The sequence below is a fragment of the Bordetella bronchiseptica genome (assembly GCF_900636925.1).
GTDB classification, from domain to species: Bacteria; Pseudomonadota; Gammaproteobacteria; order Burkholderiales; family Burkholderiaceae_B; genus Bordetella; species Bordetella pertussis.
Window position 1 is genome coordinate 3,754,489 of record NZ_LR134326.1, and the last position, 18,546, is coordinate 3,773,034.

Consider the following 18,546-nt stretch of genomic DNA (forward strand, 5'->3'; position numbering starts at 1 on the left):
AATATTTGACGATCCACAGCGGCCGCGCCATGTCTACTACCCCCACCCTGAGCCACCTGGACGAATCGGGCCAGATCCGTATGGTCGATGTCGGCCACAAGACCGACACCGACCGGGTCGCCATCGCGCGCGGCAGCGTGCGCATGAACGCGACCGCCTACGGGCTGCTGACCCAGCCCGGCCAGGGCAAGGGCGAGGTGCTCAACACCGCGCGCGTGGCGGCCGTGCTGGCGGCCAAGCGCTGCGCCGAACTGATCCCGCTGTGCCACAGCCTGCCGCTGGCCTTCGTGGGCATCGACTTCGAGCTCGACGAGGCCGCGTACAGCGTGCATATCCGCGCCACCTGCCGCACCCAGTACAAGACCGGCGTGGAAATGGAGGCCATGACGGCCTGCAGCGTCGCGGCGCTGACCATCTACGACATGTGCAAGGCCGCCGACAAGGGCATCGTCATCGAACAGATACGCCTGCAATACAAGGCTGGAGGAAAAAGCGGTGAGTGGCGCAACGATTAAGGTTCTGTATTTCGCGCGCGTGGCCGAACTCGTCGGCAAGCGCACCGAAGACTGGCCGCTGGCCGAAACCGTGACCGGCGCGCAGCTGCTGGCCGCGCTGGCGGCACGCTATCCGCAGCTGGAGCCGGCCGAGCGCCTGAAGCTGGCCGTCAACCAGACGCATGTCAAGGTGGGCGCGGCGGTGCGCCCGGGCGACGAGGTCGCGGTCTTCGAACCGGTGACCGGGGGTTGAACATCATGGTTATCGTCCAGGAAGCCGATTTCGACGGCGCCGCCCTGCTGGCGGCGCTGCGCGAACGCGTCGGCGGACAGGCCGGCGCAATCGTCACGTTCGTGGGCTACGTGCGCGACTTCGCGCCCGAGCAGGCCACCGAGACGCTGTATCTCGACCACTATCCCGGCATGTGCGAACGCGAGCTGGAAACCATCGCGGCCACCGCGCGCGAGCGCTGGGATCTGGCCGGCACGGTCATCGCCCACCGGGTGGGCGCCCTGCCGCGCGGCGCGCAGATCGTGTTCGTGGCGGCCGCCAGCGCGCATCGCGGCGACGCCTTTCGCGGCTGCGAGTACATCATCGACGCCTTGAAGACGCGGGCGCCCTTCTGGAAACGCGAAACCCTGGCTGCCGGCGACAGCTTCTGGGTGGAGCAGCGCCAATCCGACGCCGACCGCACCCAGTCCTGGGACGACCCGGACACGCCCACCAAGGAGCATCCATGAACGACGCCAAGCAGGTTTCGCTGGCCTGCGCCATCCTCACCGTCAGCGACTCGCGCAGCGCCGGCGACGACACCTCGGGCAACATGCTGGCCGAGAGCCTGGCGCACGCCGGGCACATGTGCGTGCGGCGCGACCTGGTCAAGAAGGATCTCTACCAGATCCGCCGCGTCATCAGCGAATGGATCGCCGACCCCGCGGTCCAGGTCATCCTGGTGTCCGGCGGCACCGGCTTCACGCCGCGCGACTGCACCGCCCAGGCCATCGAACCCTTGTTCGACAAGACCATCGAGGGTTTCGGCGAGCTGTTCCGCCAGCTCTCGTACGAGGAGATCGGCAGTTCGGCCGTGCAGTCCAGCGCGCTGGCCGGCACCGCCAACGATACCGTCATCTTCTGCATGCCGGGCTCCAACCACGCCTGCAAGCTGGGCTGGAACCGCATCATCCGCGAACAGCTCGACGACGCCCACAAACCCTGCAATTTCGCCATGCACTACCGCGCCAAGCCGGACGCGGACTGACCCATCATGCTTGAATTCGACCAAGCCCAGCAATTGCTGGCGCAGGCCGGCGCACCCGTGGCCGGCACCGAACACGTGGCGCTCGAACAGGCCGACGGCCGCGTGCTGGCGACCGACCTGGCCGCCACCGTGGACCTGCCCCCGGCCGACAACAGCGCCATGGACGGCTACGCCATACGCCTGGCCGATTACCAGGCCGGCGCGCGCATGCCGGTCCAGCAGCGCGCCTACGCGGGCGACATGCCGCAAGCGCTGATCCCCGGCCAGGCCACGCGCCTGTTCACCGGCAGCCTCATCCCCGCCGGCGCGGACACCGTCGTCATGCAGGAAGACGCGCGCGAAGCCGACGGCCAGGTGGAAATCACCCAGGCGCCCACGCTCGGCCAATGGATACGCAAGCGCGGCGACGGCACCACCGCCGGACGGCCGCTGCTGGACGCCGGCACCCTGCTGCATGCCGGCCACGTCGGCCTGCTGGGAACCCAGGGCCTGGCCAGCGTACCGGTGCGCGCCAGGCTGCGCATCGGCGTGCTGACCACGGGCGACGAACTGGTCGCGCCCGGACAGCCGCGCGCCGCGCAGCAGATCTACAACTCCAACGGCCCGATGCTGGCGGCGCTGGTGCGCGGCATGGGCGCGCAGGTTTCGCACGTGCTGCATGCGCGCGACGACGAAGACGCGCTGCGCGCGGCGCTGCGCACGCTGCTGGCCGACAGCGACCTGGTGCTCAGTTCGGGCGGGGTCTCGGTCGGCGAGCGCGACCTGGTCAAGCCGGTGCTGGAAGCGCTGGGCGGCGAACTGGGGCTGTGGAAAGTGCGCATGAAACCGGGCAAGCCGGTCGCGCTGGCGCACATCGACGGCAAGCCGGTCGTGTGCCTGCCGGGCAACCCGGTCTCCAGCTATGCGGTGTTCGCGCTACTGGTATCGCCGCTGGTGCGGCGCATGCAAGGCCGCGCCGAACTCTATCCGGCCGTCAGCCGCCTGCCGCTGCGCACCGAACGGCCGCGCCAGGACAGCCGCGAGGAATTCCTGCGCGTGCAATGGCGCGCCACCGAAGACGGCGCCGGCGAACTGCAGCCCTTCGGCAACCAGGACTCGGCCATCATCACCTCCGTGCCCTGGTCCACCGGCCTGGCCCGCCTGCCCGCCGGCGTCCCCGTCAACGACGGCGAACGCGTCGGATACTACGACCTGAGACACTGGCTCGCCTGACCCCCGGGTGCCTGTCCCCGCATGGGGACTGGCACCCGCAAACCTACCCCCGAGTGCCTGTCCCCGCATGGGGACTGGCACCTGCAAACCTGATGCCTGTCCCGCAAGCCCCTCGGAGCCAGTCCCCGCAGGGACAGGCTCCGAGGCACGCCGCAGGTGCCTGTCCCCACGGGGACAGGCACCGCGCTCACCCTCCGATGTAGCTCATCTCGATGCGGTCGGCCGCGCCGCCGCCCTGGCCGCGCCGTTCGGAGTAGTTGTCGTCGCGCTGGCCCCAGATGCCGGTCAGGATGCGCGCCAGGCTGTCGTCGTCGGCGCCTTCGCGCAGCGGCGCGCGCAGGTCGTGGCCGTGCGAGGCGAACAGGCACAGGAACAGCCGGCCCTCGGGCGACAGGCGCGCCCGCGTACAGCCCGAACAGAAGGCGTGCGTGACGCTGGAGATGACGCCGATTTCGCCGCCGCCATCGTCGTAGCGCCAGCGTTCGGCCACCCGGCCCATGACCGGCGTGTCCAGCGGCGCCAGCGGATGGTGCTCGGCGATGCGCGCCAGGACCTCGTCGCTGGGCACCACTTCGGACAGGTTCCACCCGTTGGTGCTGCCCACGTCCATGTACTCGATGAAGCGCAGGATATGCCCGCTGCCGCGAAAGCGCCGCGCCATGGGCAGGATCTCGCCGTCGTTCAGGCCACGCCGCACCACCATGTTGACCTTGACCGGCGCCAGCCCCGCCTCGGCGGCGGCGTCGATGCCGCGCAGCACGTCGTCGGGGCTGAAGTTGCTGTCGCTCATGCGCGCGAACAGCGCCGCATCCAGCGCGTCCAGGCTGACGGTGACGCGCGACAGGCCGGCCTGCTTCAGCGCCGCCGCCTTGCGCGCCAGCAGGCTGCCGTTGGTGGTCAGCGTGAGGTCCAGCGGGCGGCCAGCGGGCGTGCGCAGTTCGGCGAGCATGCCGACCAGGGTTTCGATGTTCTTGCGCAGCAGCGGCTCGCCGCCGGTCAGGCGGATCTTCTCGACGCCCAGGCGGGCAAACTGCGCGGCCAGCCGGGCGATTTCCTCGAACGACAGCAGCGCCGAGTGCGGCATGAACGCATAGCTGCTGTCGAACACTTCGCGCGGCATGCAGTACGTGCAGCGGAAGTTGCAGCGGTCGGTGACGGAAATGCGCAGGTCGCGCAGCGGCCGGGCGCGCACGTCCCGCGCGGGCTCGCCGGCCGGCGGCAGATCCGCGCTCGGCGCCGCCAGGTCGGCCTGGCGGCGATCGGTCAGGAAAATGACTTTGCTCATAGATAGTCGATCATAGCGCGGCGCGCGGCCGGAAATCGCGGGCGAATGCCTGCTCCAGGGTCTGGATGGCGCCGGTATCGCTGGCATCGTAGCCGGGCAGCTGGCCGACGAACCCGCGGTATTCGGGGCTGCGCATGCCTTCGAGCAGCGCGCGCATGGCCGCGCTCTCCAGCGCCGTCTTGCGGATGGCGAAGAAATAGCGTTCGCGCACCAGCGGGATGAAGTCCAGTCCGAAGCGCCGCGCCGCGGTTTCGACCCCGATGCCGGTGTCGGCCATGCCGCTGGCGATATGGGCGGCGACCGCCATGTGCGTGAATTCATTGTTCTGGTAACCCTGCACCGCCGCCGGCGCGACCCCGGCGCGCTGCAGCATGAGGTTGACCAGGTAGTACGTGCTGGAGCCGGCCTGGCGGTTGACGAAGCGCACGTCCGCGCGCGCCAGGTCCGCCACCCCGCCTATGCCCTTGGGATTGCCCGCCACCACGAACAGCCCGGTATTGCGCACGGCCAGGTGGATCAGCAGGTGTTCGTCGGGGTCCAGCCACTGGGCATACAGGCGCAGGATGGGCGCCTCGAATTCGCCCTGGGGCACCTGGAAGCCGGCCAGGTCGCAATCGTTGCCGCGCAGCGAGGCCAGCGCCTCGGCGGCCGTGCGGTAGCGCAGCTCCACGCCAGGCAGGCGCGTGTCCAGGTGCTGCATCAGCGCCTCGACCGCGAAGCCGTGGCTGGCGTGCAGGCGCAGGTGCGGCCCGCTTTCGGGCAGCAGGCGCTCCAGTTCTTCCTGCAGCTCGGAGGCCAGGCTCTCCAGCGTGGGCATCAGCCGCGCATCGATGCGCCGGTTGGCCCACAGCAGGCGCTGGGCGAACGGCGACAGCGCCGTGCCCAGGCGCCGGCGCGTGACCAGCAGCGGCGTGCCGAACAGCGCCTCGAAACGGCGCAGCACGCCCCAGGCGTGGCGGTATGACAACCCGCAGGTCTTGCAGGCGCCGGCGATGTTGCCGCTGTCGTCGATGGCGGCCAGCAGCGCCAGCATGTCCTGCAGGGGCTGGCCGGCGGCGCCCTCGCCCCCCTCCAGCACCCATTGCGGCCGCAGGCCGATGCGGAATTTATATGTCATTTATTTCTTATTGAACCCAACAAGATAGGCGACTAGAGTAGCGGAAAAGGCCTTTGTGCGCGAATTTAATATGTACTGAATAACATATATTCGCCCAGTGAACGACCCGGGCGCGCGCCTGCCGCCGCCCCGCATCCGGAGACAATGCCATGCCTGCCCATCCGGCGAAGACCGACCTCGCCTCCAGCGCCGGCGCCCGCGGCGGCGCCCTGGCGATGGAGAGCGCCGAACATTCGGCCAGCCCCGCCATCGCCACGACCGCGCGCCTGCTGGCCGCCATGAAGGACCAGCCCGGCGCCTTGCTGCCCGTGCTGCACGCGGTGCAGGACGAGCTGGGTTTCATTCCGCCCGAAGCGGTCCAGACCATCGCCGAGACGCTCAGCCTGTCGCGCGCCGAAGTACACGGCGTCATCACCTTCTATCCGCATTTCCGCAGCGAGCCGGCGGGCCGCCATGTGCTGGAAATCTGCCGGGCCGAGTCCTGTCAGGCCATGGGCGGCGACGCGCTGGCCGCGCATGCGCGCCAGCGGCTGGGCTGCGAGTTCCACGCCACCGCCGCCGACGGCAGCTGTACGCTGGAGCCGGTGTACTGCCTGGGCCTGTGCGCCCAGTCGCCGGCCGTGATGATCGACGGCCAGCCCCACGCCCGCGTCACCCCCGCCAAGCTGGACCGCCTGCTGGCCCGCGCCATCGAGGCCACGCCATGAACGCGCCGCTGACCACCCCCATCACCGTCTACGTGCCGCGCGATGCCGCGGCGCTGGCCATGGACGCCGACGCCGTGGCGCAGGCCATCGCGCAACAGGCCGCGGCCCTGGACCTGCCGGTGCGCATCGTGCGCAACGGCTCGCGCGGCATGCTGTGGCTGGAGCCGCTGGTCGAAGTGGCCACGCCGGCCGGCCGCATCGCCTACGGCCCGGTGCAGCCCGAAGACGTGGCCGCGCTGTTCGAGGCCGGCTGGCTGGACGGCGGCGCGCATCCGCTGCGGCTGGGCCTGACCGACGAGATCCCGTACCTCAAGCACCAGGAACGCCTGACGTTCGCCCGCGTCGGCGTGATCGACCCGCTGTCGCTGCAGGACTATGCCGCGCACGGCGGACTGGCCGGGCTGAACCGGGCGCTGGCCATGAGCGCCGAGCAGATCGTCGACGAAGTCAGCGCCTCGGGCCTGCGCGGGCGCGGCGGCGCGGCGTTTCCGACCGGCATCAAGTGGAAGACCGTGCTGACCACGCCGGCGCCGCGCAAGTACATCGTCTGCAACGCCGACGAGGGCGACTCGGGCACCTTCGCCGACCGCCTGCTGATGGAAGGCGATCCCTACTCGCTGATCGAAGGCATGACCATCGCCGGCCTGGCGGTGGGCGCCACGTACGGCTATATCTACGTGCGCTCGGAGTATCCGCACGCCATCGCCACGCTGCGGCAGGCCATCGCGCGCGCCCGCGAGGTCGGCTGGCTGGGCGACGATATCCACGGCAGCGGGCAGCGCTTCGACCTGGAAGTCCGCGAGGGCGCCGGCGCCTATATCTGCGGCGAGGAGACCTCGCTGCTGGAAAGCCTGGAAGGCAAGCGCGGCGTGGTGCGCGCCAAGCCGCCTCTGCCGGCCATCGCCGGCCTGTTCGGCCTGCCCACGGTCATCAACAACGTGATTTCGCTGGCCACGGTGCCCACCATCATGGCGCGCGGCGCGGCCCATTACCGCGACTTCGGCGTGGGCCGCTCGCACGGCACGCTGCCGTTCCAGCTGGCCGGCAATCTCAGGCACGGCGGCCTGGTCGAGAAGGCCTTCGGCCTGACGCTGCGCGACCTGCTCTATGGCTTCGGCGGCGGCAGCGCCAGCGGCCGGCCGCTGCGCGCGGTGCAGGTGGGCGGCCCGCTGGGCGCCTACCTGCCCGAATCGCAATGGGATGTGCCGCTGGACTACGAGGCCTATGTGCAGATCTCGGCCATGGTCGGCCATGGCGGCCTGGTGGCCTTCGACGACACGGTCGACATGGCGCGCATGGCCCGCTACGCGATGGAGTTCTGCGCCATCGAATCGTGCGGCAAATGCACGCCCTGCCGCATCGGCTCGACCCGCGGCGTGGAAACCATCGACAAGATCGTCGCCGGCGGGCCGCAACGCGAACAGCGCGTGCATCTGCTGCGCGACCTGTGCGACACCATGCTGGCCGGCTCGCTGTGCGCGCTGGGCGGCATGGCCCCCTATCCGGTGCTGTCGGCCCTGAACCACTTCCCCGAAGACTTCGGGCTCGCCCCGCAACCCGCCGCGCAGCCGGCCTGAACGCCTACGAGACCGCCATGCTCGAAACCGTCATCAAGCGCGACCGCGACCTGGGCACGCCCGCGCGCGAATCCGCCCAACTCGTCACCCTGACCATCGATGGCCAGCCGGTCAGCGTGCCGGCCGGCACCTCGGTGATGCGCGCGGCCGCCGAGGCCGGCATCAACATTCCGAAGCTGTGCGCCACCGACAGCCTGGAGCCGTTCGGCTCGTGCCGCCTGTGCCTGGTGCAGATCGAAGGCCGGCGCGGCTATCCCGCGTCGTGCACCACGCCGGTCGAGGCCGGCATGGTGGTGCAGACCGAGAACGCCAGGCTGCGCGACCTGCGCCGCGGCGTCATGGAGCTGTACATCTCCGACCACCCGCTCGACTGCCTGACCTGCCCGGCCAATGGCGATTGCGAGCTGCAGGACATGGCCGGCGTGGTGGGCCTGCGCGAAGTGCGCTACGGCTACGACGGCGAGAACCACCTGGCCGAGGCCAAGGACGAATCCAACCCGTACTTCACGTACGACCCGTCCAAGTGCATCGTCTGCAACCGCTGCGTGCGCGCCTGCGAGGAAACCCAGGGCACGTTCGCGCTGACCATCTCCGGCAAGGGCTTCGCCTCGCGCGTGTCGCCCGGCCAGGACCAGCCGTTCATGGACAGCGAATGCGTATCGTGCGGCGCCTGCGTACAGGCCTGTCCGACCTCGACGCTGCAGGAGAAGTCCATCATCATGCTCGGCCAGGCCGAGCACTCGGTCATCACCACCTGCGCCTACTGCGGCGTGGGTTGCGGCTTCAAGGCCGAGATGAAAGGCGAGGAAGTGGTCCGCATGGTGCCGTGGAAGGACGGCCAGGCCAACCGCGGACACTCGTGCGTCAAGGGCCGCTTCGCGTGGGGCTACACCACCCACAAGGAGCGCGTGCTCAAGCCCATGATCCGCCAGCGCATCACCGACCCGTGGCGCGAAGTCTCCTGGGAGGAGGCGATCGGCCACGCCGCTTCCGAGTTCCGCCGCATCCAGGCCGCCCACGGCCGCGACGCCATCGGCGGCATTACCTCGTCGCGCTGCACCAACGAGGAGACCTGGCTGGTGCAGAAGCTGGTGCGCGCCGCATTCGGCACCAACAACGTCGACACCTGCGCGCGCGTGTGCCATTCGCCCACCGGCTACGGGCTGAAGCAGACGCTGGGCGAATCCGCCGGCACGCAGACCTTCGATTCGGTCATGCATACCGACGTGGTCATCGTGATGGGCGCCAACCCCAGCAGCGCCCACCCGGTGTTCGCCTCGCGGCTCAAGCGCCGCCTGCGCGAAGGCGCCCGCCTGATCGTGATCGACCCGCGCCGCATCGAGCTGGTCAGCGCGCCGCACGTGAAGGCCGACTTCCACCTGCAGGTGCGCCCCGGCACCAACGTGGCGCTGCTGACCGCGATGGCGCACGTCATCGTGACCGAGGGCCTGGTCGCCGAATCCTTCGTGGCCGAACGGTGCGAGGCGCCCTCGTTCGACATGTGGCGCGAATTCGTGGCGCGCGCCGAGAACTCGCCCGAGGCCATGCAGGAAGTCACCGGCGTGCCCGCCCAGCTGGTGCGCGGCGCCGCGCGCCTGTATGCCACCGGCGGCAACGGCTCGATCTACTACGGCCTGGGCGTGACCGAACACAGCCAGGGCTCGACCACCGTGATGGCGATCGCCAACCTGGCCATGGCCACCGGCAACATCGGCCGCGAAGGCGTGGGGGTCAACCCGCTGCGCGGCCAGAACAACGTGCAGGGATCGTGCGACATGGGCTCGTTCCCGCACGAGCTGCCCGGCTATCGCCACATCTCCGACGACGCCGTGCGCGGCGAGTTCGAACGCGACTGGGGCGTGACGCTGCAGCCCGAACCGGGCCTGCGCATCCCCAACATGTTCGAGGCGGCGCTGGGCGGCAGCTTCCTGGGCCTGTACTGCCAGGGCGAGGACATCGTGCAGTCCGACCCCAACACGCAGCACGTGGCGGCGGCGCTGTCGGCGATGGAATGCATCGTGGTGCAGGACCTGTTCCTGAACGAAACCGCCAAGTACGCGCACGTCTTCCTGCCGGGCTCGTCGTTCCTGGAGAAGGACGGCACGTTCACCAACGCCGAACGGCGCATCTCGCGCGTGCGCAAGGTCATGCGGCCGCGCAACGGCATGGCCGACTGGGAAATCACCATGGCGCTGTCCAACGCCCTGGACTACCCCATGCACTACGCGCATCCGAGCGAGATCATGGACGAGATCGCGCGCCTGACGCCCACCTTCGCCGGCGTGACCTACGAGAAACTGGACCGCCTGGGCAGCATCCAGTGGCCCTGCAACGAGGACGCGCCCGAGGGCACGCCCACCATGCACATCGACGAATTCGTGCGCGGCCGCGGGCGCTTCATGCTGACCAAGTACGTCGCCACCGACGAACGCAGCACGCGCCGCTATCCGCTGCTGCTGACCACCGGGCGCATCCTGTCGCAGTACAACGTGGGCGCCCAGACCCGCCGCACGCCCAACGTCATGTGGCACGGCGAGGACGTGCTGGAGATCCATCCGCACGACGCCCAGGAGCGCGGCGTGGCCGACGGCGACTGGGTCGGCATCCAGAGCCGCGCCGGCGAAACCGTGCTGCGGGCCACCCTGACCGACCGGGTACAGCCGGGCGTGGTATATACGACGTTCCACTTCCCCGAATCGGGCGCCAACGTCGTCACCACCGACAACTCCGACTGGGCCACCAACTGCCCCGAATACAAGGTCACCGCCGTGCAGGTGACCCGCGTGTCGCAACCGTCGGAATGGCAACGGCAATGGTCGCGCTTTGCGGACGTCCAGCAGAAACTGCTGCACGAACGCGCCCGCGAGACCGAACCGGCGCTCGCCAACAAGTAGCCCCGGAGCACCGCCATGGACCGTCTGCACACTTCTTCGGCCGATTGGCCCGACCACCTCGCCACGCAGGTGGTGCGGGTGCGCGGCGGCGTGCTGCAGGCGGCCGGGCAAAGCGACCACGTGGCCGAGGAAACGCCGGTGGCGCTGGAATTCAACGGCATCAGCCACGCCACCATGCTGGTGACGCCGACCCACCTGGACGATTTCGCCCTGGGGTTCGCCTTGACCGAGGGCATCGTCGGCGGCATGGCCGATGTGCGCGGGGTCGAGCTGGAAACCCGCTGCGACGGCATCGTGGTGCAGGTGGAAATCGCCACCTCGTGCGAGGTGCGGCTGAAGGAGCGCCGCCGCGCCATGGCCGGCCGCACCGGCTGCGGCCTGTGCGGCGTGGAAACCCTGCCCGAAGTCGTGCGCGACGTGGCGCCGGTCGCCGACAGCGACGCCCTGCCGGTGCACAACGTGCTGCGGGCCATGCAGTCGCTGCGCTCGCGCCAGACGCTGCACGACGCCACCGGCGCCACCCATGCCGCCGGCTGGGCCGACGCCAGCGGCGAAGTCGTGCTGGCGCGCGAGGACGTGGGCCGCCACAACGCGCTGGACAAGCTGATCGGCGCGCTGGCGCGCCAGGGCATCGCCCCCCTGCCCGGCATGGCGGTCGTCTCCAGCCGGGCCAGCTTCGAAATGGTGCAGAAGACCGCCTCGGCCGGCATTCCCATCCTGGCGGCCGTCTCGGCGCCCACCGCGCTGGCCATCCGGCTGGCCCGCCAGACCAACGTCACCCTGCTGGGCTTCGTGCGCAACACGGACGCCACCATCTATTCCCATCCGCAGCGCATCGCTGCCTGAACGCATACGCTATGGAAATCGGCAACCTGATCCGCATGGCCAATCGCATTGGCGATTTCTTCGACGCCTACCCCGACCGCGCCGAAGCGCAGGCCAATATCGCGACCCACATCCAGAAATTCTGGGAACCGCGCATGCGCACCCAGCTGCTGGCCTTCGTGGCCCAGCACCCCGACGGCGACGACGGCCAGGCGCGCCTGAACGGCATCGTGCTGCACGCCGTGCGCGACGCCCGGGCCCGGCTGACGCCCAAGGCGTGAGATCCCGCGGTGCCTGTCCCCATGGGGACAGGCGCCTGCCACGATCCCGCGGTGCCTGTCCCCACGGGGACAGGCACCGCCTTGAAGCTGCTACAGTGCCGGTTTCCGCCACTGGCCGCCTGCCGCCGTTTCACCCATGAATGACCTCCCCACCGTGCAATGGGCCGAGAACGGCGCTACCCGTCACGCCCTGTGGCGCTCGGAAAGCGGCGCGCCGGCGCCGCGCCGCATCGTGGCGGCCGACGACACGCTGAAGGCCGACGCCGCCTGGCGCCTGGCCTGCGAAGGAACGGCCATCCTGTGGCGCGGCGACTTCCACAATGCGCGCCAGCTACTGCAGGCCATGGGCCGGCGCTTCGACAAGCGGCCCGCCAAGCCCGCCGCCAGCGCCCTGGAGGCGTTCAACCAGCATCGCATGCGGCAGGGCCAGCGCGCCCGCACGCTGGGGATGCTGCTGCTGCCGGTCGAGCCCGGCCACCACGTGGCCCTGCGGCGCGCGCCCGACGTCGGGCAGGCCTGCCTGGAGGCCTACGGCCCGGCCGCCGAACCCTATCTGGTGTCGCTGCGCGAGCTGCTGGGCCTGATCGGCGCGGCGCAATGGCAGCAGAAAGGCGTGCCCATCGCGGCGCTGGGTGCGCGCATCCACCCCCGCTACGGCGTGTTTTCCCCCGTGCGCGGCGAATATGTCGACCTGGTGGCGAACACGCCGCTGCCCGACGGCGCCACGGCGTTCGATATCGGCACCGGCACGGGCGTGCTGGCCGCCGTGCTGGCGCGGCGCGGCCTGGACGTGACGGCCACCGACCTGGATCCGCGCGCCCTGGCCTGCGCCGCCGACAACCTGCAGCGGCTGGGCCTGGGCGGACGTGTGCGGCTGCTCCAGGCGGATCTGTTTCCGCCCGGACGCGCCGACCTGGTGGTGTGCAATCCGCCCTGGCTGCCCGCGCGGCCGTCGGCGCCGGTGGAATATGCCATCTACGACCCGGACAGCCGCATGCTGACGGGCTTTCTGGCCGGGCTGGCGGCCCATCTGAACCCGGGCGGCGAGGGCTGGCTGATCCTGTCCGACCTGGCCGAGCACCTGGGCCTGCGCAGCCGGGACTGGTTGCTGGCGCAGGTCGAACAGGCGGGATTGCGGGTCGCGGGACGCGTCGATACCCGTCCGGTCCATCCGCGCGCCAGCGACCCCGCCGACCCGCTGCACGCGGCGCGCGCGGCCGAAGTCACCTCGCTGTGGCGCCTGGCGGCCCGTTAGGCCGCCTGCCCCGGCGCCGCTCAGAGCGCCACGAACCCGACCAGCGCCCCCGCGGCCAGCAGCCACAGCGGATGCACGCGCGTCAGCGTGGCCACGGCCGCCACCCCGGCCACGATGGCGGCAGTCAGCCAGCCATGCACCGAGGCGTGCGAAATGAGCGCGGCGCTGGCGGCCATCAGGCCCACGGTCATGGGAAAAATGCCGGCCTGGACCACGCCGCGCCAGGGCTGGTCCTTGAAGCGCTCCCAAAGCCCCAGCGCCACCACGGTGACCACCGACGACGGGCCGAACTTGGCCAGCGTGGTCACCAGCACTCCTTGCCAGCCCGCCACGTGCCAGCCCACCAGCGTCACCACCATCAGGTTGGGGCCGGGCGCGGCCTGGCCCAGGGCGAACAGCGCGCTGAAGTCGGCCGCCGTCATCCAGTGATGCACGTCGACCACCTGGCGCTGCATTTCCGGCAGGATGGTATTGCCGCCGCCGAACGCCAGCAGCGACAGCTGCGCAAAGATCCCCGCCAGGGAAAGCAGGATGTCGGTCATCGACGCAGCCTCCAGGTCAGCGCGATGCTCAGCGGCGTAAGCACCAGCATGGTGGGCAACAGCGGCAGGCGCAACAGGGCGATCGCCACGAAACAGGCCGCGGCGACGGCGATGCCGGCCCACTTGCCGCGCAGCGGCCGGGCGATCTTGAGCGCCATCGACACCAGCAGGCCGGCGGCGGCCGCCGCCAGGCCCGTGAACAGGTGCTCGACGCGCGGGTCCTGCTCGTAGCGCTGGTACACCATGCCCAGCAGTATCACGATGATGGACGGCGCCAGGATCAGGCCCAGCAGGGCGGCGATGGCGCCGCGCGGGCCGCGGAATTTCATGCCCACCGCCACCGACATATTGATGATGTTGCCGCCCGGCAGGAACTGGCACAGGCCCAGCAGATCGGTGAACTCGTCGGGCGAGAGCCAGCGGCGGCGCTCGACCATCATGCTGCGCGCCAGCGGCAGCGCGCCGCCGAAGGCGGTCACCCCGAGCCAGAAGAAGCCGTTGAACAAGGCGCCGCACGAAGGCGGCGTAGCGAGGAAGGATGCGTCGGAGTCGGTCGGCACGGCAGTCATGGATGAAGCGTCCGGCGCCGCGGCGCCGGACCGGGAGCGAAGATGGCCAGCGGCCCGAAAGCCTACTCCCGGCCGACGCGATACGCAAATCGTTTGATCCCGCGCAGACGCCTGCCGCGCCGGGTGGGCTACAGTATCCATGGCAGTACCGGACAACCCGCACATTCAGGAGGCACGCATGAAGCAAGTCCTGGTTCCCGTCGATGGCTCGGAACACGCCCTGGCGGCGGTACGCGCCGTGTTGAACGCACAGCTGTATCCGTCGCTTGAGCGCGTGCACCTGGCCACGGCGCAGGTGCCGCTGTATCCGCAAGGCGTGCACATGGGTCTGTCGCAGACCGAGATCGACGCCTATTACCGCGAGGAAAGCGAGTTCGCCCTGGCCGGCGCGCAGAAGCTGCTGGAGGCGGCCGGCGTTCCCTACGAAACGCACAGCGAACTGGGGCAGGTGGCCGAAACCCTGGTCGACCTGGCCAAGCGCCTGGATGTGGACGAAATCGTCATGGGCTCGCGCGGGCTGGGCTCGATCTCGTCGGTCATGCTGGGGTCGGTCGCGACCAAGGTGCTGCACCTGGCCGAGACGCCGGTCACGCTGGTCAAGTAGCCGCCGCGCTTGCCGTAGAATGGCGCGGCCTTTTTCACCGCCGCAGCCATGAATCGCCCCACCCCGCGCGCCGGGTCCGCCCTGCTTCCCATTGTTCTGCTCCTGGTCGCCATGGCGTCGCTGCAAGGCGGCGCCTCGCTGGCCAAGACGCTGTTTCCGGCGGTGGGGGCCCAGGGCACGGCCGCCCTGCGCCTGGGTTTTTCCGCGCTGATCCTGCTGCCGCTGCTGCGGCCCTGGCGGCTGCGCCTGGACGCGGCCGGCTGGCGCGTGGTGGTCCTGTACGGCCTGGCGCTGGGCGGCATGAACCTGCTGTTCTACCTGTCGCTGCGCACCATTCCGCTGGGCATCGCCGTGGCGCTGGAGTTCACCGGACCGCTGGCGGTGGCCGTGCTGGCCTCGCGGCGCTGGCACGACTTTGCCTGGATCGGCCTGGCCGCCGGCGGCCTGTTGCTGCTGATCCCCCATGGCGCGGCCGCCGGGCCGCTGGACCCGACCGGCGTGGCCTGCGCGCTGGCGGCCGGCGCCTGCTGGGCGCTGTACATCGTGTTCGGCCAGCGCGCCGGCCTGCGCCACGGCACCCGCACGGTGGCGCTGGCGGCCACCGTCGCCGCGGCCGCGGTGCTGCCTTTCGGACTGGCGCACGCCGGCGCGGCGCTGTTCTCGCCGGCCATCATTCCGCTGGGCCTGGCCGTGGCCATTCTTTCCAGCGCACTGCCCTATGCGCTGGAAATGCAGGTGCTCACGCGCCTGCCGGCGCGCACGTTCGGCACCCTGCTCAGCCTGGAGCCGGTATTCGGCGCCCTGTCCGGCCTGCTCTTCCTCGGCGAGACGCTCAACGCCACCCAATGGCTGGCGGTGGCCGCCATCGTCGCGGCCTCGGCCGGCATCACCGTCACCGGCCGGCGGCGCGGCTGAGGCGGCGCGGGTTCCGCTCCCCGCCCCTGCGTGGCCGGCATGCCGCCGGCGCGCATCGCGGTTACCATGTTCGGTGGCGCCACACCATTGCCCCTCGCCTGGCTGCCCCGCGCCAGCGGCGGCCGCAAGGATGCTCGACGTGACCTCCGACACCTCCGCCGTACCCGACAGTTCCGCCATCGCCTACCTGCACGCCCAGCTGCAGCGCTGGGTGCGCGCCACGCCGATCCTGGAGAAAACCGATTTCGAGCCGGTGGCCGGCATCGCGGTGTGCTTCAAGTTCGAACTGCTGCAGGCCAGCGGCACCTTCAAGGCGCGCGGCGCCTTCTCCCACCTGCTGGCGCTGGACGACGCGCAACGCCAGGCCGGCGCGACCTGCGTCTCGGCCGGCAACCATGCCGTGGCCGTCGCCTACGCGGCCATGCGGCTGGGCCTGTCGGCCAAGGTAGTCATGATCAAGACCGCCAGCCCGGCGCGCGTGGCGCTGTGCCGCCAGTACGGCGCCGAGGTCGTCCTGGCCGACGACGGCCCGCAGGCCTTCGAGACGGTGCGCCGCATCGAGAACGAGGAAGGCCGCTACTTCGTGCATCCGTTCAATGGCTACCGCACGGTGCTGGGCACCGCCACGCTGGGCCACGAATGGCTGCAGCAGGCCGGCGAGCTCGATGCGGTCATCGTGCCCGTCGGCGGCGGCGGGCTGATCTCGGGCGTGGCCACCGCGATCAAGCTGGCCGCACCGCAATGCCAGGTCATCGGCGTCGAACCCGAAGGCGCCGACGCCATGCACCGCAGCTTCGCGGCCGGCGGCCCGATCAGGATGGGCCCGATGCACAGCATCGCCGACAGCCTGATGGCGCCGCACACCGAGCAGTACACCTACGACCTGTGCCGGCGCCACGTCGACCGGCTGGTCAAGGTGGACGACCACGCGCTGCGCGCCGCCATGCGGCTGCTGTTCGACCAGCTCAAGCTGGCCACCGAGCCGGCCTGCGCGGCCGCCACCGCCGCGCTGGCCGGGCCCTTGCGCAACGACCTGGCCGGCCGGCGCGTGGGCGTGCTGCTGTGCGGCACCAACACCGATCCGGCCACCTTCGCGCGCCACCTGGGCGCGGACTGAGCCGGCAAGGCCTCAGGCGCCCGAGAGCAGGTCGCGCTCGTTGAGCAGGGCGTAGACGATTTCGGGATTGCGCTCGAAGCCGCGCCGGATGGCCGCCGGAATGGCCGCGCGGGTCTTGCGGCACAGGCCCGGCTGGGCGTCCAGCTCGATGGCGATGCCGCGCACGGTGCGCACGCCGCGCGCGCTGGGCACGATGCGCACCACCAGCCCCAGCAGGGCATACATGCGCCCTTGCATGGCGCGCAGATCGTCCAGGCTGGCGAGGTTCTCGAGCCGGGACGTCAGCCGCTTTTCCTCCTCGCGGGTCAGCTTGAGGATGCGCAGGTCGCCCTGCGGATCGGCCTGCAGGCGTTCGCGTTCGCACACGCAGGCGCCTGGCGGACAGGGTTGGCGGAGGATGGGCGGGGCATTCATAGGAGCGCGTCGGAACCGGGGCGCAAACCGCCCCATGCGCAGGATTCTACCGGCGATCGCGCCGGCGGCCCCGGCGTGCTGGTTTACCCTGAGGCCCGGGCCCGCCGCTAGTCGCGCGTTTCCAGCAGGCGGTTGACGCGCAGCGCCAGCAGCGTGCAGGCCACGCCCGACAGCAGGTAGACGCTGACGGCCACCAGGCCGAAGCGCGCCGACAGCCCCAGCGCCACCAGCGGCGCGAACGCCGCGCCCAGCAGCCAGGCCATGTCGGCCGTGAGCGCGGCGCCGGTATAGCGGAAACGGCGGATGAAGTTGGCCGTCACCGTGCCCGAGGCCTGCCCGTACGACAACCCGAGCAGCGCGAAGCCGATCAGGATGAAGGCATCCTGCGCCAGCGGCCCGCCGCCCAGCAGCCAGGGCGTGAACAGCGCGAACACGCCGATCAGCAGCGCCATCAGGCCCAGCGTGGTGCGCCGGCCGATGCGGTCGGCCAGCCAGCCCGAGGCCAGGGTGCACACGATGGCCAGCGCCGCGCCGGCGATCTGCACCACCAGCACGTCGCCGCTCATCTGGCTGGCGCCGGCCGCGATCCACGACAGCGGGAACACCGTCACCAGGTGGAACAGCGCATAGCTGGCCAGCGCCGCGAACGCGCCAATCAGCATGTTGTAGCCTTGCTCGCGCAACATCTCCGTGGTGCGGATCGGCTCGAGTTCGCCCTCTTCCATCAACTGGGTGTATTCCTCGGTCACGACCAGCCGCAGGCGCGCGAACAGCGCGACCACGTTGATGGCGAAGGCGACGAAGAAGGGATAGCGCCATCCCCAGTCGAGGAAGTCGTCGCGGGCCAGCGTCGAGATGAGGAACAGGAACAGGGCGCTGGCGATCATGAAGCCGATGGGCGCGCCCAGCTGGCCCAGCATGGCGTACCAGCCGCGCCGCCCCGCCGGCGCGTTCAACGCCAGCAGCGAAGGCAGGCCATCCCACGAACCGCCCAGCGCCAGGCCCTGCAGGCAGCGGAACAGGCTGAGCAGCAGGATCGCGTACATGCCGATGGCGTCGTAGCCGGGCAGGAACGCCATGCCGCAGGTCGCCGTGCCCAGCAGGAACAGGGCCGCGGTCAGCTTGGCGCCGCGCCCCCAGCGCCGCTGCACCGCCATCGACAGCGCGGTGCCGAACGGGCGCGCGATGAAGGCGAACGAGAAAATCACGAACGCCCACAGCATGCCGTCGAGTTCGCTCTCGAACGGAAAGAACACGCTGGGAAACACCAGCACGCAGGCGATGCCGAAGACGAAGAAATCGAAGTATTCGGAGGCCCGGCCGATGACGACGCCGACCGCGATCTCGCCAGGCGCCACGTGCGAGTGGCTGGCGCCGCCCGAGGAGCCCGGATGGGGCGTTGCAGGGGCATAGCCGGGATGCTGCGTGGTGGTCGACATGTGATTGCTCGCTGGTCCGGAGGTTGAATTCGAAGGTCTG

20 protein-coding genes are annotated in these 18,546 nt (G+C 70.4%); 14 read left to right on the forward strand and 6 right to left on the reverse strand.

Annotation, left to right across the window (positions count from 1 at the left end; genetic code table 11):
• The first annotated feature begins 29 nt into the window (after positions 1 to 29).
• The 5 genes from moaC to EL288_RS17545 are packed head-to-tail and all read left to right on the forward strand — an operon-like array spanning position 30 to position 2,965.
• The gene (gene moaC, locus EL288_RS17525; RefSeq protein WP_003809338.1) at positions 30 to 515 is read left to right on the forward strand and encodes a cyclic pyranopterin monophosphate synthase MoaC; all 486 of its coding nucleotides are present in this window, start codon (positions 30 to 32) and stop codon (positions 513 to 515) included.
• Positions 496 to 747 (forward strand): MoaD/ThiS family protein, encoded by a 252-nt coding sequence (locus tag EL288_RS17530; protein ID WP_003809331.1) that lies wholly within the window; start codon positions 496 to 498, stop codon positions 745 to 747. The genes moaC and EL288_RS17530 overlap by 20 nt, the downstream gene beginning before the upstream one ends.
• A complete protein-coding gene (locus tag EL288_RS17535; RefSeq protein ID WP_003809329.1) occupies positions 744 to 1,235 on the forward strand; it encodes a molybdenum cofactor biosynthesis protein MoaE in 492 nt (163 codons plus the stop codon). The genes EL288_RS17530 and EL288_RS17535 overlap by 4 nt, the downstream gene beginning before the upstream one ends.
• Complete coding sequence (gene moaB / locus EL288_RS17540) at positions 1,232 to 1,753, forward strand: molybdenum cofactor biosynthesis protein B (protein WP_003809327.1); 522 nt, start codon at positions 1,232 to 1,234, stop codon at positions 1,751 to 1,753. The genes EL288_RS17535 and moaB overlap by 4 nt, the downstream gene beginning before the upstream one ends.
• Before the next feature lie 6 nt (positions 1,754 to 1,759).
• Positions 1,760 to 2,965 (forward strand): molybdopterin molybdotransferase MoeA, encoded by a 1,206-nt coding sequence (locus EL288_RS17545; protein WP_003809319.1) that lies wholly within the window; start codon positions 1,760 to 1,762, stop codon positions 2,963 to 2,965.
• A gap of 187 nt (positions 2,966 to 3,152) precedes the next feature.
• Here the strand turns inward: EL288_RS17545 and moaA are convergent, their stop codons facing one another.
• Together moaA and EL288_RS17555 are read right to left on the reverse strand one after the other, a co-directional pair.
• The gene (gene moaA / locus EL288_RS17550) at positions 3,153 to 4,250 is read right to left on the reverse strand and encodes a GTP 3',8-cyclase MoaA (RefSeq protein ID WP_003809318.1); all 1,098 of its coding nucleotides are present in this window, start codon (positions 4,248 to 4,250) and stop codon (positions 3,153 to 3,155) included.
• Positions 4,251 to 4,260: 10 nt separating this feature from the next.
• A complete protein-coding gene (locus EL288_RS17555) occupies positions 4,261 to 5,367 on the reverse strand; it encodes a substrate-binding domain-containing protein (RefSeq protein WP_003809317.1) in 1,107 nt (368 codons plus the stop codon).
• Between the two features lie 149 nt (positions 5,368 to 5,516).
• Here EL288_RS17555 and EL288_RS17560 point away from each other — a divergent pair, with 149 nt between their 5' ends.
• The 6 genes from EL288_RS17560 to EL288_RS17585 all read left to right on the forward strand — a co-directional run bounded on the left by EL288_RS17560 (position 5,517) and on the right by EL288_RS17585 (position 12,906).
• Positions 5,517 to 6,074 (forward strand): formate dehydrogenase subunit gamma, encoded by a 558-nt coding sequence (locus EL288_RS17560; protein ID WP_003809315.1) that lies wholly within the window; start codon positions 5,517 to 5,519, stop codon positions 6,072 to 6,074.
• Positions 6,071 to 7,651: a formate dehydrogenase beta subunit gene (locus EL288_RS17565; RefSeq protein WP_033459350.1), complete on the forward strand. Its 1,581-nt coding sequence runs from the start codon at positions 6,071 to 6,073 to the stop codon at positions 7,649 to 7,651. Before EL288_RS17560 ends, EL288_RS17565 begins: the two co-directional genes overlap by 4 nt.
• A gap of 17 nt (positions 7,652 to 7,668) precedes the next feature.
• Positions 7,669 to 10,545: a formate dehydrogenase subunit alpha gene (gene fdhF, locus EL288_RS17570; protein ID WP_003809310.1), complete on the forward strand. Its 2,877-nt coding sequence runs from the start codon at positions 7,669 to 7,671 to the stop codon at positions 10,543 to 10,545.
• Between the two features lie 15 nt (positions 10,546 to 10,560).
• A complete protein-coding gene (gene fdhD, locus EL288_RS17575) occupies positions 10,561 to 11,391 on the forward strand; it encodes a formate dehydrogenase accessory sulfurtransferase FdhD (protein ID WP_003809308.1) in 831 nt (276 codons plus the stop codon).
• An 11-nt stretch (positions 11,392 to 11,402) separates the two neighbouring features.
• Positions 11,403 to 11,651, forward strand: coding sequence for a formate dehydrogenase subunit delta (locus EL288_RS17580; protein WP_003809306.1), 249 nt, complete (start codon positions 11,403 to 11,405; stop codon positions 11,649 to 11,651).
• Between the two features lie 136 nt (positions 11,652 to 11,787).
• On the forward strand, positions 11,788 to 12,906 hold the full coding sequence (locus tag EL288_RS17585) for a methyltransferase (protein WP_003809304.1): 1,119 nt from the start codon (positions 11,788 to 11,790) through the stop codon (positions 12,904 to 12,906).
• Positions 12,907 to 12,926: 20 nt separating this feature from the next.
• Here EL288_RS17585 and EL288_RS17590 read toward each other — a convergent pair whose 3' ends face one another.
• A complete protein-coding gene (locus EL288_RS17590; protein ID WP_003809303.1) occupies positions 12,927 to 13,448 on the reverse strand; it encodes a chromate transporter in 522 nt (173 codons plus the stop codon).
• Entirely contained in the window at positions 13,445 to 14,017 is a 573-nt protein-coding gene (locus EL288_RS17595) for a chromate transporter (protein WP_003809301.1), read from the reverse strand. Before EL288_RS17595 ends, EL288_RS17590 begins: the two co-directional genes overlap by 4 nt.
• A gap of 178 nt (positions 14,018 to 14,195) precedes the next feature.
• Between EL288_RS17595 and EL288_RS17600 the strand changes: the two genes are divergently transcribed.
• The 3 genes from EL288_RS17600 to EL288_RS17610 all read left to right on the forward strand — a co-directional run bounded on the left by EL288_RS17600 (position 14,196) and on the right by EL288_RS17610 (position 16,653).
• Entirely contained in the window at positions 14,196 to 14,621 is a 426-nt protein-coding gene (locus EL288_RS17600; RefSeq protein WP_003809299.1) for a universal stress protein, read from the forward strand.
• Between the two features lie 111 nt (positions 14,622 to 14,732).
• Positions 14,733 to 15,536 carry an EamA family transporter gene (locus EL288_RS17605; RefSeq protein ID WP_003809296.1) on the forward strand — a complete coding sequence of 268 codons (804 nt, stop codon included), beginning with the start codon at positions 14,733 to 14,735 and terminating at the stop codon, positions 15,534 to 15,536.
• Positions 15,537 to 15,666: 130 nt separating this feature from the next.
• A complete protein-coding gene (locus EL288_RS17610) occupies positions 15,667 to 16,653 on the forward strand; it encodes a threonine/serine dehydratase (protein WP_003809293.1) in 987 nt (328 codons plus the stop codon).
• 12 nt (positions 16,654 to 16,665) lie between these two features.
• Here EL288_RS17610 and EL288_RS17615 read toward each other — a convergent pair whose 3' ends face one another.
• Positions 16,666 to 17,067 carry a hypothetical protein gene (locus EL288_RS17615; protein WP_003809291.1) on the reverse strand — a complete coding sequence of 134 codons (402 nt, stop codon included), beginning with the start codon at positions 17,065 to 17,067 and terminating at the stop codon, positions 16,666 to 16,668.
• 107 nt (positions 17,068 to 17,174) lie between these two features.
• Positions 17,175 to 18,506 carry an MFS transporter gene (locus EL288_RS17620; protein ID WP_003809289.1) on the reverse strand — a complete coding sequence of 444 codons (1,332 nt, stop codon included), beginning with the start codon at positions 18,504 to 18,506 and terminating at the stop codon, positions 17,175 to 17,177.
• Positions 18,507 to 18,546 lie beyond the last annotated feature (40 nt).

Excerpts from the sequence above, each read along its gene's own strand:
- EL288_RS17555 (WP_003809317.1), bottom strand. The coding sequence starts at position 5,367 with ATGACATATAAATTCCGCATCGGCCTGCGGCCGCAATGGGTGCTGGAG.
- EL288_RS17615 (WP_003809291.1), bottom strand. The coding sequence starts at position 17,067 with ATGAATGCCCCGCCCATCCTCCGCCAACCCTGTCCGCCAGGCGCCTGC.
- EL288_RS17585 (WP_003809304.1), top strand. The coding sequence starts at position 11,788 with ATGAATGACCTCCCCACCGTGCAATGGGCCGAGAACGGCGCTACCCGT.
- fdhF (WP_003809310.1), top strand. The coding sequence starts at position 7,669 with ATGCTCGAAACCGTCATCAAGCGCGACCGCGACCTGGGCACGCCCGCG.
- fdhD (WP_003809308.1), top strand. The coding sequence starts at position 10,561 with ATGGACCGTCTGCACACTTCTTCGGCCGATTGGCCCGACCACCTCGCC.
- EL288_RS17565 (WP_033459350.1), top strand. The coding sequence starts at position 6,071 with ATGAACGCGCCGCTGACCACCCCCATCACCGTCTACGTGCCGCGCGAT.
- EL288_RS17600 (WP_003809299.1), top strand. The coding sequence starts at position 14,196 with ATGAAGCAAGTCCTGGTTCCCGTCGATGGCTCGGAACACGCCCTGGCG.
- moaC (WP_003809338.1), top strand. The coding sequence starts at position 30 with ATGTCTACTACCCCCACCCTGAGCCACCTGGACGAATCGGGCCAGATC.
- EL288_RS17605 (WP_003809296.1), top strand. The coding sequence starts at position 14,733 with ATGGCGTCGCTGCAAGGCGGCGCCTCGCTGGCCAAGACGCTGTTTCCG.
- EL288_RS17590 (WP_003809303.1), bottom strand. The coding sequence starts at position 13,448 with ATGACCGACATCCTGCTTTCCCTGGCGGGGATCTTTGCGCAGCTGTCG.
- moaA (WP_003809318.1), bottom strand. The coding sequence starts at position 4,250 with ATGAGCAAAGTCATTTTCCTGACCGATCGCCGCCAGGCCGACCTGGCG.
- EL288_RS17580 (WP_003809306.1), top strand. The coding sequence starts at position 11,403 with ATGGAAATCGGCAACCTGATCCGCATGGCCAATCGCATTGGCGATTTC.
- EL288_RS17610 (WP_003809293.1), top strand. The coding sequence starts at position 15,667 with ATGCTCGACGTGACCTCCGACACCTCCGCCGTACCCGACAGTTCCGCC.
- EL288_RS17560 (WP_003809315.1), top strand. The coding sequence starts at position 5,517 with ATGCCTGCCCATCCGGCGAAGACCGACCTCGCCTCCAGCGCCGGCGCC.
- EL288_RS17620 (WP_003809289.1), bottom strand. The coding sequence starts at position 18,506 with ATGTCGACCACCACGCAGCATCCCGGCTATGCCCCTGCAACGCCCCAT.
- EL288_RS17595 (WP_003809301.1), bottom strand. The coding sequence starts at position 14,017 with ATGACTGCCGTGCCGACCGACTCCGACGCATCCTTCCTCGCTACGCCG.
- moaB (WP_003809327.1), top strand. The coding sequence starts at position 1,232 with ATGAACGACGCCAAGCAGGTTTCGCTGGCCTGCGCCATCCTCACCGTC.
- EL288_RS17545 (WP_003809319.1), top strand. The coding sequence starts at position 1,760 with ATGCTTGAATTCGACCAAGCCCAGCAATTGCTGGCGCAGGCCGGCGCA.